23 protein-coding genes and 1 pseudogene are annotated in these 26,281 nt (G+C 66.9%); 9 read left to right on the top strand and 15 right to left on the bottom strand.

What is annotated here, in order from left to right:
• Positions 1-52: 52 nt before the first annotated feature.
• Both ON43_RS13270 and ON43_RS45750 read right to left on the bottom strand, forming a co-directional pair.
• Positions 53-1,105 (bottom strand): hypothetical protein, encoded by a 1,053-nt coding sequence (locus ON43_RS13270; RefSeq protein WP_040807308.1) that lies wholly within the window; start codon positions 1,103-1,105, stop codon positions 53-55.
• Between the two features lie 34 nt (positions 1,106-1,139).
• Entirely contained in the window at positions 1,140-1,667 is a 528-nt protein-coding gene (locus ON43_RS45750) for a hypothetical protein (RefSeq protein WP_174416466.1), read from the bottom strand.
• 353 nt (positions 1,668-2,020) lie between these two features.
• Here ON43_RS45750 and ON43_RS13260 point away from each other — a divergent pair.
• Positions 2,021-3,142 (top strand): annotated as a pseudogene (locus ON43_RS13260) (transcription termination factor Rho, short form); the annotation flags it as partial.
• Here the strand turns inward: ON43_RS13260 and ON43_RS13255 are convergent.
• Together ON43_RS13255 and ON43_RS13250 are read right to left on the bottom strand one after the other, a co-directional pair.
• On the bottom strand, positions 3,129-3,914 hold the full coding sequence (locus ON43_RS13255) for an alpha/beta hydrolase (protein ID WP_040807303.1): 786 nt from the start codon (positions 3,912-3,914) through the stop codon (positions 3,129-3,131). The pseudogene ON43_RS13260 and the gene ON43_RS13255 overlap by 14 nt on opposite strands.
• Before the next feature lie 9 nt (positions 3,915-3,923).
• Positions 3,924-5,231: an MFS transporter gene (locus ON43_RS13250; RefSeq protein WP_040807301.1), complete on the bottom strand. Its 1,308-nt coding sequence runs from the start codon at positions 5,229-5,231 to the stop codon at positions 3,924-3,926.
• Between the two features lie 121 nt (positions 5,232-5,352).
• Here ON43_RS13250 and ON43_RS13245 point away from each other — a divergent pair, with 121 nt between their 5' ends.
• Complete coding sequence (locus ON43_RS13245) at positions 5,353-6,900, top strand: HNH endonuclease signature motif containing protein (RefSeq protein WP_051178366.1); 1,548 nt, start codon at positions 5,353-5,355, stop codon at positions 6,898-6,900.
• Positions 6,901-7,375: 475 nt separating this feature from the next.
• Here the strand turns inward: ON43_RS13245 and pheT are convergent, their stop codons facing one another.
• The 3 genes from pheT to ON43_RS13230 all read right to left on the bottom strand — a co-directional run bounded on the left by pheT (position 7,376) and on the right by ON43_RS13230 (position 11,860).
• Positions 7,376-9,874 (bottom strand): phenylalanine--tRNA ligase subunit beta, encoded by a 2,499-nt coding sequence (gene pheT, locus ON43_RS13240; RefSeq protein WP_040807299.1) that lies wholly within the window; start codon positions 9,872-9,874, stop codon positions 7,376-7,378.
• Positions 9,875-9,921: 47 nt separating this feature from the next.
• Positions 9,922-10,980: a phenylalanine--tRNA ligase subunit alpha gene (pheS, locus tag ON43_RS13235; RefSeq protein WP_040807297.1), complete on the bottom strand. Its 1,059-nt coding sequence runs from the start codon at positions 10,978-10,980 to the stop codon at positions 9,922-9,924.
• A gap of 79 nt (positions 10,981-11,059) precedes the next feature.
• The gene (locus tag ON43_RS13230) at positions 11,060-11,860 is read right to left on the bottom strand and encodes a potassium channel family protein (protein ID WP_245568565.1); all 801 of its coding nucleotides are present in this window, start codon (positions 11,858-11,860) and stop codon (positions 11,060-11,062) included.
• 79 nt (positions 11,861-11,939) lie between these two features.
• On the opposite strand from ON43_RS13230, the gene lipB reads away from it, so the two are divergent.
• A complete protein-coding gene (gene lipB, locus ON43_RS13225) occupies positions 11,940-12,602 on the top strand; it encodes a lipoyl(octanoyl) transferase LipB (protein WP_051178365.1) in 663 nt (220 codons plus the stop codon).
• Here lipB and ON43_RS13220 read toward each other — a convergent pair.
• Positions 12,596-14,044, bottom strand: a complete 1,449-nt coding sequence (locus tag ON43_RS13220) for an MFS transporter (protein ID WP_051178377.1) — start codon at positions 14,042-14,044, stop codon at positions 12,596-12,598. The two genes, lipB and ON43_RS13220, sit on opposite strands and share 7 nt — an antisense overlap.
• 121 nt (positions 14,045-14,165) lie before the next feature.
• Between ON43_RS13220 and ON43_RS13215 the strand changes: the two genes are divergently transcribed.
• Complete coding sequence (locus ON43_RS13215; RefSeq protein ID WP_040807294.1) at positions 14,166-14,741, top strand: TetR/AcrR family transcriptional regulator; 576 nt, start codon at positions 14,166-14,168, stop codon at positions 14,739-14,741.
• 21 nt (positions 14,742-14,762) lie between these two features.
• On the opposite strand, the gene ON43_RS13210 is transcribed toward ON43_RS13215, so the two are convergent.
• The 5 genes from ON43_RS13210 to infC all read right to left on the bottom strand — a co-directional run bounded on the left by ON43_RS13210 (position 14,763) and on the right by infC (position 18,904).
• The gene (locus tag ON43_RS13210; protein WP_063712538.1) at positions 14,763-16,277 is read right to left on the bottom strand and encodes an APC family permease; all 1,515 of its coding nucleotides are present in this window, start codon (positions 16,275-16,277) and stop codon (positions 14,763-14,765) included.
• Positions 16,278-16,587: 310 nt separating this feature from the next.
• Entirely contained in the window at positions 16,588-17,412 is an 825-nt protein-coding gene (locus ON43_RS13205; RefSeq protein ID WP_040807292.1) for a TrmH family RNA methyltransferase, read from the bottom strand.
• A 10-nt stretch (positions 17,413-17,422) separates the two neighbouring features.
• The gene (gene rplT, locus ON43_RS13200) at positions 17,423-17,803 is read right to left on the bottom strand and encodes a 50S ribosomal protein L20 (protein WP_040807291.1); all 381 of its coding nucleotides are present in this window, start codon (positions 17,801-17,803) and stop codon (positions 17,423-17,425) included.
• 121 nt (positions 17,804-17,924) lie between these two features.
• Entirely contained in the window at positions 17,925-18,119 is a 195-nt protein-coding gene (gene rpmI / locus ON43_RS13195; RefSeq protein ID WP_033090982.1) for a 50S ribosomal protein L35, read from the bottom strand.
• Between the two features lie 65 nt (positions 18,120-18,184).
• The gene (infC, locus tag ON43_RS13190) at positions 18,185-18,904 is read right to left on the bottom strand and encodes a translation initiation factor IF-3 (protein WP_040807394.1); all 720 of its coding nucleotides are present in this window, start codon (positions 18,902-18,904) and stop codon (positions 18,185-18,187) included.
• Between the two features lie 328 nt (positions 18,905-19,232).
• Between infC and ON43_RS13185 the strand changes: the two genes are divergently transcribed.
• The gene (locus tag ON43_RS13185; RefSeq protein ID WP_040807393.1) at positions 19,233-19,601 is read left to right on the top strand and encodes a DUF1844 domain-containing protein; all 369 of its coding nucleotides are present in this window, start codon (positions 19,233-19,235) and stop codon (positions 19,599-19,601) included.
• Between the two features lie 98 nt (positions 19,602-19,699).
• On the opposite strand, the gene ON43_RS13180 is transcribed toward ON43_RS13185, so the two are convergent.
• Together ON43_RS13180 and ON43_RS13175 are read right to left on the bottom strand one after the other, a co-directional pair.
• A complete protein-coding gene (locus tag ON43_RS13180; protein ID WP_040807290.1) occupies positions 19,700-20,323 on the bottom strand; it encodes a TetR/AcrR family transcriptional regulator in 624 nt (207 codons plus the stop codon).
• A 4-nt stretch (positions 20,324-20,327) separates the two neighbouring features.
• Positions 20,328-21,179: a class I SAM-dependent methyltransferase gene (locus ON43_RS13175; protein WP_040807288.1), complete on the bottom strand. Its 852-nt coding sequence runs from the start codon at positions 21,177-21,179 to the stop codon at positions 20,328-20,330.
• Between the two features lie 126 nt (positions 21,180-21,305).
• Here ON43_RS13175 and ON43_RS13170 point away from each other — a divergent pair, with 126 nt between their 5' ends.
• From ON43_RS13170 to ON43_RS13155, 4 genes are all read left to right on the top strand, one after another.
• A complete protein-coding gene (locus tag ON43_RS13170; protein WP_040807286.1) occupies positions 21,306-22,007 on the top strand; it encodes an alpha/beta fold hydrolase in 702 nt (233 codons plus the stop codon).
• Positions 22,008-22,335: 328 nt separating this feature from the next.
• The gene (locus tag ON43_RS13165; RefSeq protein WP_040807283.1) at positions 22,336-23,166 is read left to right on the top strand and encodes an LppX_LprAFG lipoprotein; all 831 of its coding nucleotides are present in this window, start codon (positions 22,336-22,338) and stop codon (positions 23,164-23,166) included.
• 282 nt (positions 23,167-23,448) lie between these two features.
• Positions 23,449-24,933, top strand: a complete 1,485-nt coding sequence (locus ON43_RS13160; protein ID WP_040807282.1) for a fatty acid desaturase — start codon at positions 23,449-23,451, stop codon at positions 24,931-24,933.
• A 157-nt stretch (positions 24,934-25,090) separates the two neighbouring features.
• Entirely contained in the window at positions 25,091-26,239 is a 1,149-nt protein-coding gene (locus tag ON43_RS13155; protein WP_245568572.1) for a type III polyketide synthase, read from the top strand.
• Positions 26,240-26,281: the final 42 nt, after the last annotated feature.

Raw genomic sequence — 26,281 nt, 5'->3', positions numbered from 1 at the left:
CATGAGCGATTCCCTTCAGGGAATGATGTCTCAGCCCTCCAGGGAATGAACGTCAGTTCCCGGCAAGCACCGCGAGCACCGGCTCCGACAGGAAGAACGGCTCCAGCCGCTCCCGAATCAGCTTGGCCAGCACACCGTTCCGCTTGGCGGCCTCCACCACGGCCGGGCCGTAGCGCAGGATCTCCTCGGCGATGACCTCCTCGGACAACCCCAGCTCCGGCAGCAGACCGGCGAGGGTGTGGTCACCGTACTTCTCGAAGAAGACCTCGACGCCCTGATCCACCAGCACGCCGACGTATTCCTTGTTGCGGGTGGTCAGCGCGATCCGGTAGATGATCTGCGCCAGGTCCACCAGATCCTGCTGGGACAGGTACTCCTTGAGGCCCGCGACCGGTTCACCGGCGTGCAGGTCCCAGAATTCCATGGCCGCGTCGTGCACGGGCGAGTCACGCAGCATTTCGCGGATCGCGTTATTGGTGCGCTTGAGCGCGAATTGCGCGCCCTTGCCCGCCATTTCGCCGATGAACGTGCCGCCGGCCTTCTCCGCGGCCTTGCGCGCCGACTTCGCGGCATTGGTGCCCATCGACACCAGCGAGCCGACACCGGGAATCTTTCCGGCGATCTGCTTGTTGGTCTCCATGAAATCGTCGACCAGTTTGTCCACGAACTTGGCGGCCACGGTCGCGACCAGGGGGCTCTCGGTGAGCCGTTCCAGAATTCGTTCCTGGGCCTGGTGCATGCCGAAGATCTTCTCCAGCAGCGCCTCGACCGGTTCCCGATCCACCACGTCACCCAGCGTGTAGTCGGTGTTCTCGGCGATGTCCTGGTACAGCGAGCCGGCCAACGTCTCGACCATCTCGCCCAGCACGGGACTGCCGCCGATCAGATCGATGACATTGGCGACGGTCTGCTTGGCCTGCTCGATCTCCACCACGTCCCGGAAGATGATGGTGTCCGCGACACCCACCACATCCTTGACGTCGCGGGCGATCACTTCGGCGAAGCGGTCGCCGCTGACCTCGGCGACAATGAAGTCGACCTGCAGATCGAGCAGCTTCTCGGCGATTTCGCGAGGCTCTCGCGGTCGCGACTCAGACTCGGTCACTGTTCCACCCATTCCGATAAGCGGAACGCCGGGATCACTCGGAATCGCTGCCCTGCTCGGAACCCTTGCCGTGCATCGATTTTCGGATCTGATCCAAACGTTCCCGCGCGGCCTTGGCGCGCGCATCCCACTGTTCCTCGACGCTACGACCCACGGGTGTCTGCCGATCGAGTTCGCCCATCCCCTGCGATGTGCCGTAGCGCTGCTCGACCTTATCGCGAACTGACTCGAAAGTAGGGACGCCGGAGTTGGTATAACCCCCGATCCCGGGGGCGGTGGGCATACCCGCAGGTGGTACCGGTACTCCGGTCACCACCGGACCCCCTCCGACCTGGCCCGATACGCCAGCCGTCTGAGACTGTGAATAGCCTTCGACCGACAGGGTGTCAGGAGTCACATCGATGACATCGGGTGCATGACCGAGGGTGGCGGCCAGCGACTGGGCCACCGCGTGCAGGGCGGCCAGACCGGCCTTACCGTCGGTCGCGACCTCCACGACGGCCGCGAGTTCGGCATCCGGCAGTTGCGCCAACAACACCGCGAGTTCCTGGGCATCGCTCATGGATTCCAGGCTACGCAACTCGCCGAAACGGAGAGGGCATTGCCAAAGCGTTCGAGTTCGGCGTACGGTGGGGTCGTCGCAATCTTGTGGACGCAGGTAGACACCGAGTCCCTTCCCGCGAGATTTCTTCCCTCCCGAGTTCGATCCCGGCAGAGCTGTACCGATTTCGACATAGCCGCAGTCAGCCACCCGGACGCTTTCGACCTCACCGGCGGTTCCGTACCGCCATCGGCCGCATCCGGCCGACCCGATCATTCACTCCCGGTGCACAAGTCACCACTTCCTCCTTAGGAGAACCACTCATGACAACCATCGAACGCATGTCGAGTCCCGTACAACCCGACCGGGCCCGAGAACTCGATCACATCGAAACCCTTTCCCCCGCAACGGGAATCCTGGACATCACCGGCCAGACGGGCGTGCTGCGCACCAGCGGCTATCTCCCCGGTCCGCACGATATCCACGTCCCCACCCGCCTCATCCGCGGGCATGGACTACGCCGCGGGGACGCCATCACCGGCCTGGCGCAGCCGAATCCCAAGAGCGGCAAGCACGCTCCGCTGGTGCGCGTCGACACCGTGAACGGCCATCCGGCCGCCGACCTGCCGAAGCGCCCGCACTTCCGGGACCTGACCCCCGTCCACCCCGATGAGCGACTGCGGCTGGAAACCACGGCGCACAAGCTCACCACCCGCGTCACCGACCTGATCATGCCGATCGGCAAGGGCCAGCGCGCCCTCGTCGTGGCACCGCCCAAGGCGGGCAAAACCTCTGTGCTGCAAGCGATCGCGCACGGCATCGCCGCCAATCACCCCGAAGCGCACCTCATGCTGGTGCTGATCGGCGAACGCCCCGAGGAGGTCACCGACCTCTCACGCGGAGTTCCCGCCGAGGTCGTCGCGGCCACCTTCGATCATTCCCCGGCCGAGCAGACCGCACTGGCCGAACTGGCCATCGAGCGCGCGCAGCGCCTGGTCGAGGAGGGACGCGATGTCGTAGTCCTGCTCGACTCGCTCACCCGGCTCGCCCGCGCCTACAACATGACCGGCCACGCCTCGGGCCGAATCCTTTCCGGCGGTGTGGATTCCACGGCGCTACTGCCCCCGAAGCGGTTCCTGGGCGCGGCCCGCAATATCGAAGGCGGCGGTTCGCTGACCATCATCGCCAGCGCGTTGGTCGAAACCGGTTCGCTCGCCGACACGGTCATCTTCGAGGAGTACAAGGGCACCGGCAATGCCGAGCTCAAACTCGACCGCACCCTCGCCGGCCGCCACATCTTCCCGGCGGTGGACATCGCCAAGTCCAGCACCCGCCGCGACGAACTCCTCTTCGCCCCCGACGAGCGCCTGGCGGTCACCAAACTCCGCCGCACCCTCGCCGAACTCGACGATCAGCGCGCCATCGACCTACTGCTCGACGGCCTCCGCAAGACCGGCAGCAATGCCGAGTTCCTCGCCAACATCATCCTGAAGTGAGCCGCTTGGGCGGCAACACCCCCGCCGCCCACTCGGCCACCGTCTCCGCCCACCCCGGGAAGCCGATCAGATCGTTGTGCATCCCACCGGCGTAGATCACCAGTTCCTTGGGCTCCGGCGCGGCCGCGAACAAGGTTCGCCCCATCTCCACCGGCAGCAGTTCATCGGTATCACCATGCATGATCAGCACCGGACACCGCAGGCCCCGAATCCGCTTCAGGCTCGGATAGGCGTTGGGCACGAACACCTTCGGCAGGAACGGGTACACCGCCGCGGCGGCTGCCCGCAGCCCGGTGAACGTCGACATGAGCAGCAAGGCGGCGGGTGGGAAGGCGTTCGCCAACTCGAGCATCACTCCCCCACCCAGCGACTTCCCCAGATACACCACCCGATTCGGATCGATCCCCGGCTGCGCGAGCAGTGCGTCCCGAGCGGCCCGCGCATCCCGGTAGGTCCCCTGCTCGCTGGTCCGGCCGGTACTGCGCCCGTAACCGCGGTAGTCGAAGACGAGCACGTCGAACCCGACCGCCGCCAGCATGGCCAGCATCGGTGATCGGTCACCGATATTCCCGCCGTTCCCGTGCGCGAACAGAATGTGCGCCAGCGGTTCCCCGGCAGCCCGAACGAACCACGCGTTCAGCGTCTCCCCATCCGAGGTGGTCAGCGAAAGGTCCTCGTACGGGATCCCGAACATTTCGGGCGTGGCCACGATCCGCCGATCACCCGGCTGATAGGTCAGCGCATTCAAAATCGGGTCCGCCGGATGCCACATAGTCCTTTCTTACCCCACCGGCTCCCGGATTCCTCGCCGCAGGGCCAATGCGCCCAGGGCCGAGGCCACCATGCAGGCCCCGACCACCCACAATCCGGCTTTCTGCGTGCCGGTCCAATCCTTCAACCAGCCCGTTATGTAGGGCGCGGCGAAACCGCTGACATTGCCGATCGAATTGATCAGGGCGATACCGCCGGCGGCGGCCGCACCGGACAGAAAGGTGCTCGGGAGCGCCCAGAATGTCGGCAGGGCCGCCAGCACACCGACCGCGCAGACGGTCACCGCGACCATGGCGCTGAACGGATTTCCGAGATAGAGGGTCACCGGAATCGCCAGGCCGCCGACCAACGCGGGCAAGGCCACATGCCAGGCGCGCTCGCCGGTGCGGTCGCCGTGGCGGCTCCACCACACCATCACCACGGCACCGATCACATACGGGACCGCATTGATCAGGCCGCGCTGGATGACCGAATAGTGCGTGCCGTACTGCTGCTGGAAGCCGTTGATGATGGTCGGCAGGAAGAAACCGAGCGCGTACAGCCCGTACACGATCCCGGCGTAGACCAGAGCCAGTCCGAGAATCCGCGGATGTGTCAACGACTTTCGCAGCGTCCAATGCTCGTTGGTGGTCCGCTGCTGTTCCTCGGACGCGAGCTCCTGCGCCAGCCATTCCCGTTCCGCCTGGTCCAACCACGTCGCCTGCTCCGGGCGGTCGGTGAGGTACCACCAGGTGACGACGGCCAGGAGCAGGGAGGGGACGCCTTCGACCAGAAACATGAAGCGCCAGCCGCTGAGGCCGAAAACGCCGTCGCCCCATTGCAATATGAGGCTGGACAGGGTCGCGCCCAAGGCGGTGGAGATCGGCACGGCCGTCATGAACAACGCGACCACGCGTGCTCGCTGCTTTTGCGGGAACCAGTACGTCAGGTAGAGCAGGATGCCGGGAAAGAATCCGGCCTCGGCGACGCCCAGCAGGAAGCGCAAGGCGATGAGGGCGGTACCGTTCGGCACGAACGCCATCGCTGAGGCGATCACGCCCCAGGTCACCAGGATTCGCGCGATCCATCGACGCGCGCCGAATCGGTGCAGCGCCAGATTGCTGGGTACCTCCAGCACGAGGTAGCCCAGAAAGAAGATGCCCGAGGCGAAGCCGAATGCTGTTTCACTCAGGCCTAGATCGGTCTTCATACCGTTGGGACCGGCGAATCCGATGTTCACGCGGTCCAGGTAGTTGACGAAATACAACAGGCCCAGGAACGGGACCAAGCGAATGGTCACCTTGCGCACGGTTGTGCGGGATAGATCGACAGATTCCACTCGCGCATTCTGCTTCATCGGCATGTATGCAGGCTTTGGGAAACGCCAGATATTCTGAAAGTGCTTATATCACAACGTAATTCGGCTTTTGGTGCGATCATGAAAGAGGTAGAATTAGAACATGGATTCGATGGGGGTGACATTCAACGACTGCGGGATCGCCGAACTTGCGGCCGCGGTCGAGACCCTGTCGAACACCGTCGGGCACGGCAACCTGGCACAGTTCTCCGACGCCGATGTCGTCGTGTTGATGCAGCAGTTGGAGACCTGCAAGCGTCAGTTGTCCGCGCTGGATTCGAAACTCATCATCGAAGCCTCCGATCGTTCCCTGCCCGAGGCCAGCGGTGCGGGCAAGCTGGTTCCGTTCCTGCGCCACACCCTCGGTCTTTCGGCGCATGACGCGTCGGTGCGGGTGAAGATCACCCGTGAGTGCGCGGAGGTCTTCGAGCCGACCGGCCACCTGCGGCCCGCCGCTCTCGCGAAGGCAGCGGAAGCCTTTGAAGCAGGCGATATTTCGCGCGATCATGTCCGCCACATCATGGACATCATGAACCACCTGCCCACCGACATTCCCGCCGAGGCGCGGGTGGAGACCGAGCGGCTGCTGGTCGAGAAGTCCTGCGAGGGGCTGTTTCCCGATGACCTGCCCAAGATCGGGCGTGAGATCCTGGCCCGCCTGGACCCGGACGGCAAGGTCATCAACGACGCCGATCGCCGACGCCGACGCGGCCTCATCATCGGCCGTCCGGGCGTGGACGGCATGAGCTGGATCGAAGGCTGGCTGACCCCGGAGCTGCGCGCCCTGCTGGATGCGTTGCTGGCCAAGTTCGCTCGCCCGGGCATGTGCAACCTCGAAGACCCCGACAGCCCGGCGTCGGATGTCGCCGGGCTGGGCGCGGTCATCGACTCGGCCGTGCTGGAGGCGGCCGCGCGCCGGGATCGCCGCGATATCGGGCAGCGCAACCACGATGCCCTGTTCGCGCTGCTGCAGCCCAGTGTCGACTTCTCCAAGCTCGGCAACCACCGTGGCCTGCCGGTGCAGGTGTGCCTGTCGATGAGCCTCGAAGACCTCGAGCGTGGCACCGGGATCGCGACCACCGCGACCGGCGGCCACATGTCGGTCAACGAGGCATTGAAGATGGCCACCGGCACCCGCCCGGTACTCACCGTCCTCGACGCCAACGGAATTCCGCTCTTCCTCGGACGCTGCAAGCCGCTGACCAATCCTCCTCAGCGCCATAGCGACTCGGCCTCGTCGAAGGGTAAATCCGGTAAGCAGACCGCCACCGCCCAACGCCTCGCCACCCCGGGACAGCGCCTCGCGCTGATCGCCCGCGATAAAGGCTGCACCCACCCCGACTGCGACGCGCCAGCATCCATGTGCGCCGCCCACCACGTAATCGACTGGGCCAAAGGCGGACCCACCGATCTGACAAACCTGGCCCTGGTGTGCGATCACCACCACGCGCTCGTCAACGACAGTGCCGACGGGTGGTCCACGGTGATGCTCGGCAAGGACTCCCCGCACCCCGGCCGCGTCGCCTGGATCGCGCCCAAGGCAATCGACCCGACGCGCACGCCTCGCGTGAACGAGAAACATCACGTCGGGCAGTGGGTCGCCACTAGCATCGCCGCAAGCTGCCGGGAGTGGGGTTCACGGGCGGCCTGAACCCGGGCCGCTCATCCTCGCGAGGCGTTCGCAAAGCGAACGAAAAGTGTGGTCGCTTCGCCTGCCCTACCGGACTTGGGCTGACGCCGGGTTGGGAGCCGTCACCACGCCGATCCCGGCCCACGGACTGCACGGATCACCTTCCAAGACAAAACCAAAAAGGACAAAGACCCAAAACCCCTCCCCGTCATCCCCTCACCCGGCTCCCCGTTCGCCGAGCGGCACATCCTGGAGGGCCTTTGTCCGGTTCCTCCCTAATCCCGCCTCCAGGATGTTCCTCTCGATGACAGGAACCGGGCGAATCGGACACGCGGCGGGTGTCTTTGAGTGTTCTACCCCGGGCCGCTGCGCGCCCGAGCCTCGAGGAGGCTGGTGCCGCAGCCGAGGCCGCGAACCCAGCCACCTCCTCCCCCTTCTCCAGGCGTCTTTTGTCTTTTCTTCTTTTGTCTCTTCGTCTTTTGTCTTGTCTTCTCCGTCAGCGGAGAACGGCTCCCACCGCCGACGACGCCGCAGCCACAGCCGCGTCCCGCGCAGCACTGGCCTCGTCCTCGGTCAGCGTCCGATCCTGTGCCCGGAACCGCAGCGCGTACGTGAGCGACTTCCGCCCCTCACCCGCCTGCGCACCCTCGTACACATCGAACAGCGAGATGGTTTCGAGCAATTCGCCCGCACCACCGCGCAGCGCGGCCTCGACCGACGCCGCGGGCACCGCCTTGTCGACGCTCACCGACACGTCCTGAAGCACCGCCGGGAACGCGGAAACCACGGGGGTGGGTCGAACTTCACGAACCGGCAGCGCATCCAGATCCAGCTCGACCGCACACGTGCGCGGCGGCAGGCTCGAACGCTCCAAGACTGCGGGGTGCAGTTCACCGGCATGACCGACGACGACACCGTCGACGAGGAGCTCAGCGCACCGCCCCGGATGCCACGGAAGGTACTGCGCCGCGCGGCGTTCGATCACCACGCCCGCCGCATCGGCGATCGCGTCGACCAGGGCGAAGGCGTCGCTCGCCTCGACCGCACGCCCCGGACCCCACGGCCCTCGCGGCTCGCGGCGGCCGGTCAGCACCGCGCCGATCTGGATCGGCTGCTGCGGCAACGACTTCAGCAGGACCGCGATCTCGTCCTCGGTGGGGCGGCGGTCGACCGGGATCGGCTGGACCGCGACCGTCTCGTCGGTGGGCAGGGTGACCTGGCCGATGCCGTAGATGGCGAGGTCGCGCTCACCGCGGGAGATGTTGCGGGCGGCGATCTCCAGCAGACCCGGCAGCAGGGTCGAGGAGAGTTCGGCGCGTTCGACGTCCAGGGGGTTGAGGACGCGCAGGGTCTTGCGGCGCGGGTCGTCGGCGTCCAGGCCCCAGGTGTCGAAGACGCCGCCGGGCATGAAGACCGGCGCGGGGACCTCGACGCAGCCCTCGAAGGCCAGCGCCTTGCTGACCGCGCGGCGGCGGCGCTGCTCGGCGGTGAGGCCGCGGCCCGCGGGGGCGGTGGGCAGCACCGACGGGATCTTGTCCAGGCCCTCGAGGCGCAGCACCTCCTCGACCAGGTCGGCGGGCTGGGTGAGGTCGGGGCGCCAGCTCGGCGGGGTGACGACCAACTGGCCATGTCCGGCCTCGCTGACGCCGACCTCGATGGAGCAACCCACCTGCTGCAGGCGGCGGGTGGCCGCGCCGGGGGCGTAGTGCACGCCCGCGGTGCGGTCGGCCAGGTCGATGTTCATGGCGATCGGCTGGGGGGCCGGGGTCGGTACGCGCACGTCGGTCAGCACGGATTCGACGGTGCCACCGGCGATTTCGGCCAGCAGCGTGGCGGCGCGGTCGAGTGCGATCACATTGATCTCGGGGTCGACAACGCGCTCGTAGCGACGGCTCGCCTCGGAGGACAGCTTGTGCCGACGTGCGGTGCGCGCGATGGCGACCGGGTTCCAGGTCGCCGCCTCGAGCAGCACGTCGGTGGTCTCCGCGCCGACCTCGGTGCTCGCGCCGCCCATGACACCGGCCAGCGACACCACGCCGGAGTTGTCGGCGATCACCACGTCCTCGGCGTCGAGGGTGCGTTCGACCTCGTCGAGGGTGCGCAGGGTTTCGCCCTTGTGCGCGCGGCGCACGACGAGGCCGCCCTGCACCTTGGCGGCGTCGAAGGCGTGCAGCGGCTGGCCCAGCTCGAGCATCACGTAGTTGGTGACGTCCACGGCCGGGGAGATCGGGCGCACACCCGAGAGCAGCAGGCGACGCTGCAACCGCCAGGGGCTCACGGCCTTCGGGTCGACACCGGTCACCCGGCGCGCCGCGAAACGGGTGCACAGCGATTCGGGCTCCAGCTTCACCAACCAGGCCTCGGCGTCGCTGTCGGGCAGCAGGCGCTGCGCCGGATCGCCGTACTCGAGGTCGAAGCCGCAGGCGAGTTCACGCGCCAGGCCGCGCGCCGAGAAGGCGTAGCCGCGGTCGGGCGTGATGGCCAGCTCGATGACCGTATCGTCCAGGCCCAGCAGCACATTCGCGTCCGCGCCCGGCTCGGCGGTGCCGGGCTCGAGCACCAGGATGCCGCTGTGATCCTTGCCGATGCCAAGCTCGGCAACGGAGCAGATCATGCCGTTGCTGGTGTGCCCGTAGGTCTTCCGCGACGAGATCTTGAAGCCGCCGGGCAGCACGCCGCCCGGCAGCACAACGACCACCAGATCGCCGACGGCGAAATTCCGTGCGCCGCAGACGATCTCCTGCAGCTCCGGATTGCCGACGTCCACCTTGCAGAAGCGGATCGGCTTCTTGAACTCGGTCAGCTCGGTGATCTCGGCGACCCGGCCGACCACCAGCGGGTGGTCGATGTCACCGCCCACCGGCTCCAGCGGATCGACCTCTTCGACCTCCAGACCGACCCGGACGAACCCCGCGTCGAGTTCCTCCGGCGTCACCGACCACCCGGGGGTGGTCCGCTGCAGGATGTCCGTCAGCCAGGACTGCGCTACTCGCACTTGACGTTTCGCTTCCTTGTTCAGTGAATGGACTCAGCGGGGTCAGATCAGGACTGGATGCCGAACGGCAGCGTGAAACGCACGTCGCCCTCGACGATGTCGCGCATGTCCGGCAGGCCGTTGCGGAACTGCAGGGTCCGCTCCAGGCCCATGCCGAACGCGAAACCGCTGTACACCTCGGGGTCGATGCCGCTGGCGATCAACACCTTCGGGTTCACCATGCCGCAGCCGCCCCACTCGACCCAGCCGGGGCCGCCCTTCTTGTCCTCGAACCACACGTCCACCTCGGCGGACGGCTCGGTGAAGGGGAAGTAGCTCGGCCGCATGCGGGTCGTCGTGTTCGGACCGAACAGCGCCCGCGCGAACGCGTCCAGGGTGCCCTTGAGGTGCGCCATGGTCAGACCCTTGTCGACGGCCAGACCCTCGACCTGCGAGAACACCGGGGTATGCGTGGCATCCAGCTCATCGGTGCGGAAGGTCCGCCCCGGGCACACCACGTAGATCGGCAGCTCGCGAGACAGCATGGAGCGCACCTGAACCGGCGAGGTGTGCGTGCGCAGCACCTGCCGCGAACCCTCGGGCGCGATGTGGAAGGTGTCCTGCATCGTGCGCGCCGGGTGGTCCGGCAGGAAGTTCAGGGCGTCGAAGTTGAAGTGCTCGGTCTCGACCTCGGGGCCCTCGGCGACCTCCCAGCCCATGGCCACGAACACGTCCGCGACGCGCTCGGACAGCACCGAGATCGGGTGCCGCGCACCTTCGGCGTGCCGACGCGCGGGCAGGGTCACGTCGATGGTCTCGGCGACCAGCACCGCCGCGTCGCGCTCGGCGAGCAGCTCGGCCTGGCGCGCCTCGAAAGCGCTCGACACCCGGCCGCGCGCCACGTTCACGCGCTTGCCGGCCTCGGCCTTCTCCTCCTTGGGCAGGCTGCCCAGCGATCGCTGCGCCAGCGAGATCGGGGACTTGCCGCCCATGTACTCGGTCTTGGCGGTCGCCAGCTCGTCCAGGGTGGCGGCCGCGGCAAACGCCTTCTCTGCAGCTTCCGCGGCGGCAGCGAGCGATTCCTCGCTCAAGGCAGCGTTCTGCTCGGCACTGTTGTCGTCGGCCACGATGGTTCGTCACTCCCCAGGCTGGTTACGGGTCGGGATTGCTCTCCCATTCTTGCTGGTCGCATCGTAATCCTTGTAATCAGCCCACCTCACCTGGATTTCCCCAGCTCGCAGCCACCTCCCGGCGTGGTTCGGGGCGGGCGGCCACCGCGCCCGATCTCAGCTCGGCGCGCAGGTCAGCGATCTCGGACCGCAGCGAACGGACCTCGTCGAGCAGTTCCTCGAGGTCGCGGTCGGCCCGTTCCACCGATTCGTCGACAATCCGCAACTTATCGATGACCCAGCTGGTGACGGCACCGATGGTGAAGGAGATGAGCCCGATGCCGACGGTCATGAGCACCACCGCGATCAGCCGTCCGGTGAGGGTCACCGGATGGAAATCGCCGTAGCCGACCGTGGTCACCGACACCATCGACCACCACCCGGCCTCGCCGAGGCTGTGGATATTGCCGCCCGGCGCATCGCGTTCAGCGTCGTAAACGGCCACGCTGCACAGCAGGACGAGCAGCACCGAACTCACCCCGACGAACACCGCCAACCGCATCCGCGCCTGGAACCGGGTGTGCCGATCGACCGCGTCGATGATCAGCAACGCCGCCCGCAGTAACCGCAGCGGCCGCAGGGGTGGCACCAGCACGATCGACAGGTCCAGCCAGTTGTGCCGCAGGAACCGCCGCCGATCCGTCGAAATCCGTAGCCGCAGAAGAAAATCCGCGGAGAACACCACCCAGATCACGATGTCGATCCGGGTCAGCCAGGCATCCAGCGCCGGTGTCCGCCCGTGGTCGAGTACCTGCCACACATACGAGATCAGAAAGGCGAGCGCCAGCGCCGTGAAAGGCACCGACGTCGCGTGCTCCCAATGCATACGACGACTCACGATTTGCGCCATGGCCAGCAGAATCGCATCCCCCGGGTGACCCGCATCCCCGATCGCCCGAAGTGGTACCAATGAATCCGTGAAGTCCCGCCCCCTCACCCTCATCGACGACACCGACCACCTCACCGAGTACGGCGCGGCGATGGACCGAATGCAGGAGATGTGGGAGCAGCGCGTCGCCGACGAGCGCCCCGACACCCTCTGGCTGCTGAGCCACGAGCAGACCTTCACCATCGGCCGCCGCACCCCCGAGGCCCACCTCCCGGCCCCCGAAACCAACATCCCCGTCTTCACAACCAACCGCGGCGGCCAACTCACCTACCACGCCCCCGGCCAACTCGTCGGCTACCTGATCGCCCGCCTCCAACCCGGCGAGGGCGTCGTCGACCTCATCCGCGACGTCGAACACCGAATAGTCGCAGTCCTTTCCGAACTAGGCATCCCCGCCGAACGCCGCGACACCCCACCCGGCTCCGAACTCCTCACCGGAGTCTGGACCCGCGACACCGGCCGCAAAATCACTTCAATCGGCATGCGAGTAGGCCGCAACGTCTCCACCCACGGCTTCGCCCTCAACGTCACCGGCGACCTCACCCCCTGGAAACTCGCAATCGCCTGCGGCCTCCCCGACGTCGACATGACCTCCGTCGAAAGGGAACTCGGCGACGAGAAGGCCCCGACGATGCGGCAGGTGGTCGCTGCCGTCGCCGAGGCCTTCGAGGCCACCGAACCCGCTCAGTGAGCGAGAGCCGGTGCGCCGGTGGATGATTCGACGACGGCGCGTCGGCTGGGGAGGAACAGGGAGACAACCGCGCCGACTGCGACGATGGCCGCGCCGATCTTCACGGCGGGGATGAGGCCGTCTACGTAGGCGGCGGGGCTGAGGTAGGAGCCGTAGGAGGCGAAGACCGAGGCGAGGATTGCGACGCCCATGGCGACGCCGACCTCGCGAATGGTGCTGTTGGTGCCCGAGGCCATGCCCTGGTCGGCGGGGGCAGCACTGACCATGATGGCGGTGGCGGTCGGCGCGAAGGTCAGGCCCATGCCGATGCCGCCGAGGACGAAGGGCAGGACGAAGGAGCTGTAGGACGCGTCGACGCTGGTGATCAGCGACATCCACAGCAGTGCGCCGGACAGGAAGACCTGGCCGAGGCCGATGAGGGGGCGGACGCCGACGCGATCCACGACCAGACCGGCCAGCGGAGCCACCACCATCGGGGCCATGGTCCACGGCAGCGTCCGGATTCCGGACTGCAGCGGCGAGTAGCCCTGCACGACCTGGAAGTACTGGGCCAGCAGGAAGATCGAGCCGAACGCGCCGACCGAGAAGGTGAACAGCACGGTATTGACTGCCGTGAAGCTGCGCGACCGGAACAGTCGCAGCGGCAGCATGGGATCGGCGGAACGGTTCTCCCACACCACGAATGCCGCCAGCAGGGCCGCGCCGCCGATCAGTCCGGTCAGCACCTTGCCCGAGGTCCACCCGTCATCCGCGCCGTGGATCACGCCCCACACCAGCGCCAGCATACCGGTCGCCGAGAGCACCACACCGATCGGATCCAACTTCTTTGCGCCACCGAATGATTCGTCCAGTGTGCGGGCGACGAACGGTACCGCCGCGATGCCGATCGGCACATTGATCCAGAAGATCCACTGCCAGCTCAGACCGGAGACCACCGCGCCGCCGATCACCGGCCCGAGCGCCACGCCGAGCCCGGTGATGCCACCCCAGATGCCGATCGCCGCGCTGCGCATCTTCTCCGGCACAGCCGCCGACAACAGCGTCAGCGACAACGGCATCACCGCCGCGCCACCGATGCCCTGCACCGCTCGCGCGGCAATCAGCATCCACGGTTCGGTGGCCAGCGCGCAGGCCGCCGAAGCCGCCGTGAACAGCGCGATACCGAACAGGAACACCCGGCGGCGGCCGAGCCGGTCGCCGAGCGCGGACGCGGTGAGCAGCATCGACGCGAACGACAGGGTGTAGGCGTTCACGAACCATTGCAGGTCGGTGAGCGAGGCGTGCATCTCGGTCCGGATGACCGGCAGCGCGAAGGTGACCACGAGATTGTCGAGTGTGGCCATGAACATGGGAATGCCGACGGCCGCCAGGACCGCGGCGAGCGGTCGCCGCTTGGCGGCGACTGTGCCCGTGAGAGTTGAGGTTCCGAGTGTTTCAGTCATGACCATTTCCTTGTTGTTATCGACTGATAACTAGAGAGTATGCATCGACTGATAACATGTCAATGGCAGCTAGGATTCCCCGACGACGCCGGAATCTTCACGACGAGGAGGCTCGACAGCCATGACCAGGACCCGGATGACGGCAACCGAGCGCAGCGCCGAGGTACTCGCGGCCGCGACCTCCGCGTTCGCCGAATCGGGTTACGCCGCAACGAAAACCGATGAGATCGCGCGGCGCGCGGGCGTCTCGCAGCCGTATGTGATCCGGTTGTTCGGCACCAAGCAGCAGCTGTTCCTGGCCGTGCTGGACCAGGTGTGCGACCGCATCGGGGAGATCTTCCGGGCCGGCGCCACCCAGGCCGAGCCCGACGCCTCCCCCAAAGACCGCCTCGACGCCCTCGGCCAGCACTTCGGCGAGTACTTCCTCACCGACAGCGACCTACCGAAGGTCTTCCTGCAGGGCATCGCCGCCGCGGGCGAACCTGCCATCGGCGCCAATATCCGCGAGCACTTCGGGCAGCTCTTCCAACTGGCCAAAGAGCTCACCGGCGCGACGATCTACGAGGTCCGCCGCTTCTTCGCCACCGGCATGCTGCTCATCGACTTGACCGTCCTCGGGGTCGTCGACATCGAGGACGCGGGCAATCCGCCGTGGGCCGCCGAGATCCTCACCAATCTGAGCGAGGACGGCATCTGATCAGCCGCATCCATCGCGAATTCAGCTGTACGCGGGCGCTTCCGGCTCCGGTTCCGCGTCGGCCTCGATGATGTTCTCGGTCGGCGCGGGCAGCTTGCGCGCCAGCACCTCACCGCGGAAGAACGGCGGCATGACGCGCGCCAGCGTCAGATAGATCGGAATGCCGATCAGCAGCGTGCCCACGCCCAGCACGAACACCGCGCTGAACCACGAGGTGACCGCCGTCCAGCCCGCCGCGAACAGCAGCGCCAGCCCACCCAGCGTCGGAAGGATGCCCTTGACCACGAGTTTCCTTGGGTTACCGGCGAATTCGTGCCGGTACAGCCAGGCGCAGCTGAGTCCGGTGAGCCCGTAGTACAGGCCGATGGAGATGCCGATGGCCGTCACCGCCTCGGCGATCAGACGGCCGCCCGAGGCGAAGTTCAGCCCCACATACAGCGCCACCGAGACCCCGCCGAACACCCAGGTCGAGAACACCGGTGTCCGGAAACGCGGATCGATCCGCCCGAACGCGGCGGGCAGCGCGTGATGCAGCGCCATCGAATAGGTGGTGCGCGCGGTCGGCAGAATCGTGGTCTGGGTGGAGGCCGCCGCCGAGGTCAGCACCATGCCGAACAGCAGGTACACCGCCGCGGTCCCGATCCAGCTGTCGCCGAACACGGCTCGGCCCAGCGCGCCCAGCACATCGTCGACGTGATCCGGATTGGCCAGCCCCAGCCCGTCGGTGCCGACGCCCGCGTACGCCTGCGCGGCCACGGTCACCAGCAGGTACAGCGCGACCAGGGTGATGGTCGACAACACCGCGGACCGTCCCGGCGTGTGCCGCGGGTCCACGGTCTCCTGGTTCACCGACACCGCCGAGTCCCAGCCCCAGTAGATGAACACCATCAGCAGCAGCGCGGTCACGAAGTCCGAGAACGACCCGATGGCGAAGGGGTTGAACCACTCCCAGCGCGGCATCCCCGACCCGTCGGGCCCGTGCCCCAGCATCACCCGGGTCAGCGCGACCACCGAGAACACCACGAGCATCCCGAATTCGATGCTCAGCAGCACCGATTGCAGCCGCGCCGACACGTCGATGCCGCGCACCGCGACCAGGGTCATGACGATCAGATAGAGGATGCCCAGCCCCAGCACCCACAGGCTGGTCCCGTCCGACCCGATCCCGTGCGCCCCGAACAGATGGAAGGTGTACTGCGAGCTGATCTGCGCCAGGCTCGCCATCACCAGCAGATCCGACACCACGATGGCCCATCCGGCCATCCACCCGGTGAACGGCCCGAACGCCCGGGTCGCCCACACGAAGGTGGTCCCCGGATCCGGCTCCACCTCATTGAGATCCCGATACCCGATGGCCACCAGCAGCATCGGCACGAACGCCAGCACCACGATGATCGGCGATTGCGCACCGACGGCCACGACGACCAATCCGAGCGTGGCGGTAATGCTGTACGCCGGCCCCGCCGACGCCACCCCGATCACCACACTGGAGACCAGGGACAGCGCACCGGACCGCAGAGTGCTGGGCGAAGTCACGACTCGAAAGAATACGGGCAAATCCCCAGCACACCGAATCGCACGGTACGGCCACATCGCGGGCCCGCCGAGCGGCGCCGGACGACCCTGCGACGCCCGTGCGGCCGTGGCCACTCCCCTCTGGCCATCAACCTGCCGCCGATCCTCCGGGGAGTGGAACTTTCGCTGCGGCACTTGGCAATCCGCTCGAATCCGATCGAGCACGGCGACCTCCGAAACCCGCATCCCAGACCGCCGAGCGGCACCGGGCGCGCTGCCGGGTCGGCGGACCGCCACCGGCCCGGGACTGCGCGGCGGGGGTGCCCGGCGGCTACCGCGCGTGCTGGACGCGCGCGCTCGCGTAGAGGCAGATCGCCGCGGCGGCAGCGAGATTCAGGCTCTCGGCACGGCCGTGGATGGGGATGCGGACGCGGTGGGTGGCGCGGGCGGCGACGGCCTTGTCCAGGCCGTGGGCCTCGTTGCCGAAGAGCCAGGCGACCGGGCCGCGCAGGATCTCGTCGGCGTCGTCGAGGTCGACCTCGCCCTTGGCGGTGGTGGCCAGGATGGCGATGCCCGCCGCTTCGAGGGCGTCGAGGGTCGCGTCGATGTCGCGGGAGCGGGCCACGGGAACGTGGAACAGGCTTCCGGCGCAGGCGCGCACGCATTTGCCGTTGTGCGGATCGACCGAATCACCGGCCAGCACGACACCATCCGCGCCCACCGCGTCGGCCACGCGAATCAGGGTCCCCGCATTGCCGGGGTCGGCGATCTCGACGGGGACGGCGAGCATGCGCGGCGAGGAGTCGAGCACCTCGCGCAGCGGCACATCCACTTGACGGCACACCGCGACCAGCCCGGGCGGGGTCACGGTCTCCCCCAGCATCTCCGCGGCGCGGTCACTGACCAGCGTGGTGCGCACCCGCTGGGCGGCGGCGCTCGCCACCAGCTCGTGCTCGCGCTCGGCGGCCCGGTTGGAGAAGAACAGCTCCTCGATCCGGCCCGTATCCAGCGCCGCGGCAACCGAATTCGCGCCTTCGGCCAGGAACAGCCCGGTCTTGCGGCGCATCGGTCCGCGATGCAGCTTGACAGCCGAAACGACCCGCGAATTGCGCTCGGAGAGCGCGTCCGCGGGTCGTTTCGAATCGTGTGTTGTCACGCAGGCCGAATCAGGCGGCCGGGGCGTTGACGTCGGCCGGCAGGGCGGCCTTGGCGGCGGCGACCAGCTGGGCGAAGGCCTCGGCGTCGGAGACGGCGAGCTCGGCCAGGATCTTGCGGTCCACCTCGATGCCGGCGGCCTTGAGGCCCTGCATGAAGCGGTTGTAGGTCATGTCGTTCAGACGCGCGGCGGCGTTGATACGAGTGATCCACAGCTGACGGAAGTCACCCTTCCGCGCCCGGCGGTCCCGGTAGGCGTAGGTGAGCGAGTGCAGCTGCTGTTCCTTGGCCTTGCGGTACAGGCGCGACCGCTGACCGCGGTAGCCCTTGGAGGCCTCGAGAACGGAACGGCGCTTCTTCTGAGCGTTGACAGCCCTTTTGACGCGTGCCACTTTTCAGTCCTTGATCGTTGGGGGCGCTGGGTCCTTCGCGTGGACCCGAGGGGTTGATGCGCCCGAGGTAGTCGGTTTATGCGTTCCGCGAACGGATCGCGTGCGGCTGGCTCAGCCCGAATTACTTGGCGAGCAGCTTCTTGACGCGAGCGACGTCCGCCTTCGCGACGACCTCCACGCCGTCCAGACGACGAGTCCGGGTGGTCGGCTTGTGCTCGAGCAGGTGGCGGCGGTTCGCCTGCTGACGCAGCAGCTTGCCGCTGCCCGACACCTTGAATCGCTTCGAGGCGCCGCTGTGGCTCTTCATCTTCGGCATGGATTTCCTCTATCTGTGTCGTACCGGAGACAGGGGTGACCCCCTGTCCACGGTGCTTGTCGTTATTACTGCTGCGGGGTGGCCGCCGAGGCGTCGGTGACCGGTGCCTCGGCCGGAGCCGCGGCAGCGTCGGTAACCGGAGCTTCGGCCGGAGCCGCCGCGGGCGCACTGCTGCGCTGCTGCGACGAGCTCGCGTCGTTCTGGGCCTTCACCCGCGTCTTCGCGCCCTTGTGGGGAGCGAGGACCATGGTCATGTTCCGGCCGTCCTGCTTGGCCGAAGTTTCGACGAACCCGAGATCGGCGACGTCGGCGGCCAGTCGCTGCAGGAGCCGGAAGCCGAGTTCCGGACGCGACTGCTCGCGACCACGGAACATGATGGTGACCTTGACCTTCGACCCGGCCTCGAGGAAGCGCATCACGTGTCCGCGCTTGGTCGCATAGTCGTGGTCGTCGATCTTCGGCCGGAGCTTCTGCTCCTTGATCACGGTCTGGACCTGGTTCTTCCGGGACTCACGCGCCTTCTGCGCGGTCTCGTACTTGAACTTGCCATAGTCCATGATCTTGCACACCGGCGGGCGTGCATCCGGGGCGACCTCGACCAGGTCGAGGTCAGCTTCCTGAGCGACGCGTAGTGCATCTTCAACACGCACGATCCCAACCTGCTCGCCACCCGGTCCGATGAGTCGGACCTCGGGAACGCGGATGCGATCGTTGATGCGGGTCTCAGTGCTGATGGGGCCTCCTAGGTCAAGCGGTTCGTCAACGACCGCAAGCAATAACTGCAACCCCAATTTCAACACGAAAGCCCCGTGCTGGTATTTCACCACCACGGGGCCCGAGTCGACCGATCCGCGACGCGAACATGCCGCATCACGCCACACGCAGGAAAAACCCACGCGCAGAACCCATCAAGTAAATGATGGGCGACCGGACCGTCTTACCAAGCTCTAGGCCGGTGGACGGTGGGAGTCGGGCTCCACTTGATGCCCCGAGTCGATTGCATGAATCAGTCCGGGACGGTCGTCGCGGAAGAGTCTAACACTCATAGCCGTGAGCTCCGAATCGGCGGCCCCCGCGACCAGCGCCGACCCGCTCGATGGGATGCTCTACCCCATGAGCGAGGCAATCATGAACGACGACTCGGCCCTCATCGACGGCGAGGTGGTCCGCGAACTGGCCGACATCCCCGCGGTCGAGGTGATCAGCCGCGCGGCCGTCATGCTGATGAGCTCCGCCGCCGAGAAGCTCGGCCTCGGCGAAGCCGATCCTGCCACCAGCCCGCATCTCGATCTCGACGAGGCCCGCCGAGTCATCACCGCCCTCGCCGGCCTGGTCACCGCGTCCGTCGAGTACCTCGGCCCGCATGCCGGCCCGATCCGGGAGGGCCTGCAGTCCCTGCAGCGCGCCTTCCGCGAAGCCTCCGAATACCCCGACGCCCCCGGCGCGGGCCCGGGAGAGAAGTACACCGGCCCGGTCTACTGATCGACCGCTCGAACAGCTCCCGGCCCGCCGCGACCCAAACCCGGTCGCGGCGGGCCGTTTTCGTGGGGCGCGGACGGATTGGGTGAGCCGCGGACGGCTCAGGCGGGCGGCGCGATTCCAACCAGCAGGGTCGCGACGATGGCGTCCACATCGATCTCCGGTCTCGTCGTGGGCGGCGCCGTCGTGCCCGGCAGCAGGGTGGTGAGGACGGCATCGTGGCAGACGCCGACGAGTACCGCCGTCGCGGCGGCGATGTCGGCGGTCGGGGCCAGACGGCCCAGATCGCGTTCAGCTTGGAGGTAGGCGGCCAGTTGTTCGCGCCAGTCGCGGTCGCGGGCTTCGGATTCGGCGAAACGGGTCAGTACGGCCGGGGTGGACAGCAGACCCGCGAAGACCGGGAGGACGGCGCGATGCAAGGCCAAGCCAGCGCGCAGGTAAATGACCAGGTTCGCGCGGACGGTCGAGGTGCCGGGCTCGGGTAGCGGACCCAGCTCGGCGTGCGCGGCGGCGACGTGCGCGCCGACGGCGGCGGCCAGCAATTCGTCCTTGTCCGAGAAGTGGTTGTAGAGGACGCCGTCGGCTACGCCGGCGGCGCGGGCGATGGCGCGGACGGTGAGGCCGGCCGCGCCCTGGTCGGCGATCAGGCGCTGGGCGGTGGTGACGAGGTGGTCGCGGAGGGCGTCGTCGGAGCCGCGCAGGGCTGCTGCCTTTCTCGGGGACATGTGGTTACGGTAGCGGGGTGGTGGCGGTGACCAGCCAGGCCGCTATGCGGAGGCGGACGCCGTCGGGGGTGGCGTGGGGTGTGAGGGTTTCCGAGACCGCTTGGCGGACTTTGTCGTCGGTGGCGAAGCCGGCCAGGGTGCGGTGGTAGTGGACGGGGCCCCAGCCCATGATGAATTCGGTGGCGTCGGGGACGTCGCGGCCCCAGATGCCCTCGGCCTCACGGTATTCGGTGGCGATGTCGGTGAAACCGGCTGCGGTCAGCAGGGTTCGGATGCGGTCGGGATCGGAGAACGGGCCTACCGATGGGCTGACGACGAAATTGTCGAGATGGTTTGCGGCGGCGCCGAATACGGCTCCGAGGTCGGTGCCGGGCATCGGGGGCATGGCGACGAAGGCGAGGCGGCCGCCGGGGCGCAGGGCGCGGGCGATATTGGCGAAGGCCGCGGTGGGGTCGGCGAAGAACATGATGCCGAAGCGGCTCAGGGCGGCGTCGAAAGCGTTGTCGGGGAAGGGATGGATCTGGGCGTCGCCCTGTTCGAAGGTGACGTTGGGGACGGCCTCGGCGGTGGCGAGTTCGCGGGCTCGGGTGAGCATCGGGCCGGAGAGGTCCACTCCCATCGCAGATCCGGAGGCGCCCGTCGCGGTGGCGGTGCGCCGGGCGGCGGCCCGGGTCAATTGGCCGTTGCCGCAACCGATGTCGAGGACGTGGTCGCCGGTGGTGACGCGGGCGGCGGTGAGCAGGGGTTCGTTGAAGCCGTGGTTGACGGCGTCGTAGCGGTCGTAGTTGCCGGCCCAGTGCTCGCCCTCGTAGCCGTTCCAGGCTTCGGACTGGGCGGTATTCACGATTTCGGTCATGCTCGACTCCTTATGAACAACTGTTCATGAACGTCTGTTCATACTGCGCTCGAAGCCGAGGGGTCGTCAAGAGCCCCTAGGACACATGGGTTTTGACTGTCGGTGGGGTGTGCCATGCTTCGGGACATGGCACGGATACTGCTGGCACCCGGGTTCTGGCTCGGCGCATGGGCGTGGGATGAAGTGGCCGAACACCTTCGGGGGCTCGGGGACGAGGTGACGGCGCTGACGCTGCCGGGCCTGGATCCAGAGGACCCGGATCGACTTTCGGCGACGCTCGAGACCCAGGCGCGGGCCATCGTGGACGCGGCCGGGGAATCGGCGGTGCTGGTATCGCATTCGGGAGCGGGCGCGGCCGCCTACATGGCGACCGATCTGGCGCCCGAGGTCTTTTCGCGCGCCATCTACGCCGACACCGCGCCCATGCCGGACGGGTTCGTACTGAACCCGGCGCTGGGCGACGCGGTGGATTTCCCGCTACCGGAAACCTGGGAAGAGGTCGAGGCGGCCGGGAACAGCCTGGCCGGACTGGATGACGCGCAGCTGGCGCGCTTCCGCGAACGCGCGGTATCGGTCCCGGCCGGGGTGGCGGGACGGCCGATCACGCTGAGCGATTCGGCTGCGCGGCTGAAGGTTCCGACCACGCTCATCTGCACCAGCTACCCCTCGGAGTTGGTCCAGCAGCTACGCGATGCCGGGGAGCCGCCGCTGTTCCGCGAATTGCGCAATATCGACGCCGAATACCTCGACCTGCCGACGGGACACTGGCCCATGTGGTCGAAGCCGATCGAGCTGGCGGACCTGATTCACGAAGCGGCACAGCGCTGAAACCATTCGGAGAAACAGCGGTCTGACCATTCGGCGACCGTTTGGCAAACATTCAGCGACAGAACAGCATACAAATAAGCGGTCGCTCGGCTTGCTGCGAGCTCGGCGCGACTGTTAACACTTGCCGCCACGTGGGACATTACCGGGTTGCAGGTTAATCGCCTGTGCAGCTGGAAGATCGAAAACGTTGGCGACACGAACGCGGTGCTGGTTGGATGCCGGAGTATCGCCTCGTTCGACGCGGACGCGGGCGAACTCCTGCATACTACGACGGGCAGCGGCAAGGCTGCCCTCACTACGAGATCGAAATGGACTTCGGGGGTTGTACATGAATGAAGTGATGTCCCAAGCCAAAAGCACACCGCGACGCCGCATCCGGCGTGGCGTCCTGCCGCTCGTGATCGCCGCGGCCGCGACCGCCGCCCTGGTGACGGGTTGCTCCTCGTCCTCCAGCTCGGACAGCAAGGCCACCACCTCGGCGGCGGCCGCGCCGACCCAGCTGCCCGACGGCGCGCAGATCGTCGCCGAGTCGGCCAAGACCACCCAGACCCTGCAGTCGGTGCACGTGGTGCTCGACGTCAAGGGCCTCCCGACCCTCCCGGTCGAGAGCCTCAAGGGCGACGTCACCAACCAGCCGCAGGGCCAGGGCCAGGCCATCGGTGAGGCCAAGGTCAAGGTCAAGCAGGACGCGGACTTCACCACCACCAAGTTCCTGGTGGTCGACAAGACCCTCTACACCGGCGACGGCAGCAAGTACGCCCCCGTCGGCCCCGCCGAGAAGATCTACGATCCGGGCGTTCTCCTGGACAAGGACCTGGGCCTGGCCAATGTGATCGCCAAGGTGGAGAACGCCAAGGCCGAGGGCCGCGAGAAGATCGACGGCGTGGACACCGTGAAGGTGTCCGGCACCATCGACGCCAAGGTCTTCGACCCGATCGTCCCGCAGATCGGTAAGGACGGCGGCAGCTTCCCGATCACCCTGTACATCAAGGACGTCGCTCCCCCGAGCGGCACCGGCACCACGCTGCCGTCCACGGCCGCGTCCCCGGGCACCGGCCCGAACCTGGTGCGCGCCATCGTGACCAAGGACTCCGGCACCGTCACGGTTACCCTGTCCGACTGGGCCAAGCCGGTCCACGTCACCAAGCCCGGCAGCTGAGCGTAAAGCTCCACCCTGCCATGTGAGTTCGGAGCCGGTTCGGGGAAACATAACGGCGGCAACGGCTGTCGTACGCCACCCCGGACCGGCTTTGGCATTTGCGCATCCCGATGCGAAATGCCGGTGAGTCCAAAGAATTACAGACCGGTGCCGAGCCGGTTAGTCCGCAGCAACCGCAACTCGAGCGCTACAAGCGATTGTTGAGTGAAATGCAAGCCGCAGGACCGACGATTTGAGTCGAAAGTTCAGTTCAAACGTCGAGCTTGCGTGTGGAGGGATGCTATGACGATCGAACGCCCGGAAGCCGACGCGACGATCGAACGCCAAGAACCCGAGGGTGAGTTCCGCCGTCCTCCGCTGGATGGCCCGCCCCCGATTTCGAATGTCTGGGTCTACAACGGCAAAGCCTACGACCTGAGCGACTGGATTTCCAAGCATCCGGGCGGCGAGTTCTTCATCGGCCGGACCAAGAACCGCGATATCACCTCGATTGTCGGTTCGTACCACAAGAATCCGGAAGCCATCGGAAAGATCCTGAAGAAGTACTCGCTGGATCGCGATGCGCTGCCCGAGGACATCCACCCCAAGGCCAATGCGCCGGCCTTCCTCTTCAACGAGGGCTTCGACAGCTGGCGCGACACCCCGAAGTTCAGCTTCGACAACAAGGACGACCTGCTCCACAAGGTGAAGGCGCGGCTCAAGGAACCCGAGCTGGCCGCCCGGATCCGCCGCATGGACACCTACTTCAACATCGTGGTGGCCCTGCTGGCGGTGGCCTACTTCGCGGTGCAGGGGCTGCGGCTGTTCGAGCGCAGCTGGATGCCGTTGCCGGTGTTCGTGATCGCCATGGTGCTGCTGCGCAGTGGCCTGGCCGGTTTCGGGCATTACGCCATCCACCGGGCCCAGAAGGGCATGAACAAGATCTACACGAATGCCTTCGACTTCAATTACGTCGCATTGGCTTTCGTGACCGCGGACGGCCACGCGCTGCTGCACCACCCGCACACCCAGAGTGAAGTCGACATCAAGAAGAACGTCTTCACCATGATGATGCGGATCCCGCGGCTGTACCGGGTGCCGGTGCACACCCTGCACAAGTTCGGCCACACCGTGACCGGCATGCTCATGCGCCTGCTCGATGTCTGCCGCCTCACCCGCAAGGTGGGCATCAAGGACATGTACGGCACCTGGGGCGGGGCGCTGCCGCACTTCATCGGATCGTTCGGCGTGCGGTTCCTGCTGCTGGGCGAGCTGATCGTGTTCACCGTGATGGGCGACTTCTGGGCCTGGGCACTGCAATTCGTGCTCACCCTGTGGGTCTCGACCTTCCTGGTGGTGGCCAGCCACGACTTCGAGGTCGAATCCGAGGAGCTCGAACACAACTCCGAGGACTGGGGCGTCGACCAGATCCAGCAGGCCTACGACCTGAAGGTGGTCGGCAACCGCTACGTGGACTGCTTCCTGTCCGCGGGCCTGAGCTCGCACCGGGTGCACCACGTATTGCCGTACCAGCGCAGCGGATTCGCGAATATCGCGACCGAGGACGTGCTCCGCGAGGAGTCCGCCAAGTTCGGGGTGGAGTGGCTGCCGGCGAAGAGTTTCTTCACCGACCGCTTCCCGAAGCAGATCCGCACCTACATTCTCGCGCCGTCCGACGACGCGGTGGAGCGCAAGTGGGGGTTCGTGAAGGAGCACTTCTCGCCGCTTGCATTGAAGACCTGCGCCGTCTACACGGTTCAGGGCTTCACCGGAATCGGAACCGTCTGAACCGATTCCAGACCGCGGTGCGCTCGACTGGAGCTTTCCAGAACATGCGCCGATCGCACCGCGGGTCGTCATTTGGAAAATTCGAGGGGAGTATTTCGTGTCTATCACCATTGATGAAGGGGGCGCTCTGCCCGCCGCGCAGTCCTCGACCCGGTTCGTGGGAGGCGAACCCGGTTACGACTTCGCGCCGGCCCCCCTGCCGCCGACCCCGCCGACCACCGTCGGCGTGATCGAGAGCATCGCGACCGGTTCGCCGACGCAGATCTTCTCGCAGGCCGACGCCGCCGCCCAGGTGGCCGGGCTGTTCAGCGATCCGGCCCAGCAGGCCCGGATCCCGCGGATCTACCAGAAGACCCGGATCACCACCCGGCACCTGGCGGTCAATCCGATCGATCCCGAATTCCTGTCCTACAGCAAGGAAGTCGGCACCATCCGGGACCGCATGAACACCTTCTACGACCACGCGGTGCCGCTGGCCGTGGATGTGGCCGGGCGCGCGATCGAGCACCTGGAGGATCCGGCGTCGGAGATCGGCATGCTGGTCTTCGCCACCAGCACCGGTTTCATCGCGCCCGGCGTGGATGTGGCCGTGGTCAAGCAGCTCGGTCTGTCGCCCGCAATCAACCGCGTGATGGTGAACTTCATGGGCTGCGCCGCCGCGATGAACTCCATTCGCGCCGCCGTCGATTTCGTCCGGGCGCACCCGGACAAGAAGGCGCTGGTCATCTGCCTCGAGCTGAGCTCGGTGAACGCCGTGTTCGATGACAACATCAATGACGTCATCATCCACAGCCTCTTCGGCGACGGCTGCGGCGCGGTGGTCATCGGGGCGAGCAACCCGCAGCAGGAGCTACCGGCGGGCGCGGTGGTCATCCGCGACAGCTTCAGCTACCTGTTCGACGATGCCGAGGACGGAATCGTCCTGGGCGTCAACGACAATGGGATCACCTGCGAGCTGTCGGAGAACCTGCCGCAGTACATTCTGCGCGGGGTCGATCCGGTGGTGACCCGGGTGCTCGAGCGGCACGGCATGACCAAGGCCGAGGTCGATCTGTGGGCGATCCACCCGGGTGGCCCGAAGATCATCGAGGAGTCGGTGCGCTCGCTGGGCATCGGTTCGGAGCGGGCGGCGACCAGCTGGGACGTGCTCGCCGAGTACGGCAACATGCTCAGCGTCTCGCTGATCTTCGTGCTCGAGCAGATGATCGCGCAGCAGGCCGACGAGCCGATCTCGACGGGTGTGGCGTTCTCCTTCGCGCCGGGCGTCACCCTCGAGGGCGTGCTCTTCGACATCATCCGCCCCTGAGACGGGCATCCGTCCCTTTTCGATAGGCCCCAGCAAAAGGCT

This window comes from Nocardia concava NBRC 100430 (genome assembly GCF_000308815.1).
GTDB classification, from domain to species: domain Bacteria; phylum Actinomycetota; class Actinomycetes; order Mycobacteriales; family Mycobacteriaceae; genus Nocardia; species Nocardia concava.
Note: the sequence above shows the minus strand (reverse complement) of the source record. Positions and strands in the feature narration are given on the sequence as shown.

Excerpts from the sequence above, each read along its gene's own strand:
- ON43_RS45750 (WP_174416466.1), bottom strand. The coding sequence starts at position 1,667 with ATGAGCGATGCCCAGGAACTCGCGGTGTTGTTGGCGCAACTGCCGGAT.
- ON43_RS13255 (WP_040807303.1), bottom strand. The coding sequence starts at position 3,914 with ATGTGGCATCCGGCGGACCCGATTTTGAATGCGCTGACCTATCAGCCG.
- ON43_RS13245 (WP_051178366.1), top strand. The coding sequence starts at position 5,353 with ATGGATTCGATGGGGGTGACATTCAACGACTGCGGGATCGCCGAACTT.
- ON43_RS13220 (WP_051178377.1), bottom strand. The coding sequence starts at position 14,044 with ATGACTGAAACACTCGGAACCTCAACTCTCACGGGCACAGTCGCCGCC.
- ON43_RS13215 (WP_040807294.1), top strand. The coding sequence starts at position 14,166 with ATGACCAGGACCCGGATGACGGCAACCGAGCGCAGCGCCGAGGTACTC.
- rpmI (WP_033090982.1), bottom strand. The coding sequence starts at position 18,119 with ATGCCGAAGATGAAGAGCCACAGCGGCGCCTCGAAGCGATTCAAGGTG.
- ON43_RS13185 (WP_040807393.1), top strand. The coding sequence starts at position 19,233 with ATGAGCGAGGCAATCATGAACGACGACTCGGCCCTCATCGACGGCGAG.
- ON43_RS13180 (WP_040807290.1), bottom strand. The coding sequence starts at position 20,323 with ATGTCCCCGAGAAAGGCAGCAGCCCTGCGCGGCTCCGACGACGCCCTC.
- ON43_RS13175 (WP_040807288.1), bottom strand. The coding sequence starts at position 21,179 with ATGACCGAAATCGTGAATACCGCCCAGTCCGAAGCCTGGAACGGCTAC.
- ON43_RS13170 (WP_040807286.1), top strand. The coding sequence starts at position 21,306 with ATGGCACGGATACTGCTGGCACCCGGGTTCTGGCTCGGCGCATGGGCG.
- ON43_RS13165 (WP_040807283.1), top strand. The coding sequence starts at position 22,336 with ATGAATGAAGTGATGTCCCAAGCCAAAAGCACACCGCGACGCCGCATC.
- ON43_RS13160 (WP_040807282.1), top strand. The coding sequence starts at position 23,449 with ATGACGATCGAACGCCCGGAAGCCGACGCGACGATCGAACGCCAAGAA.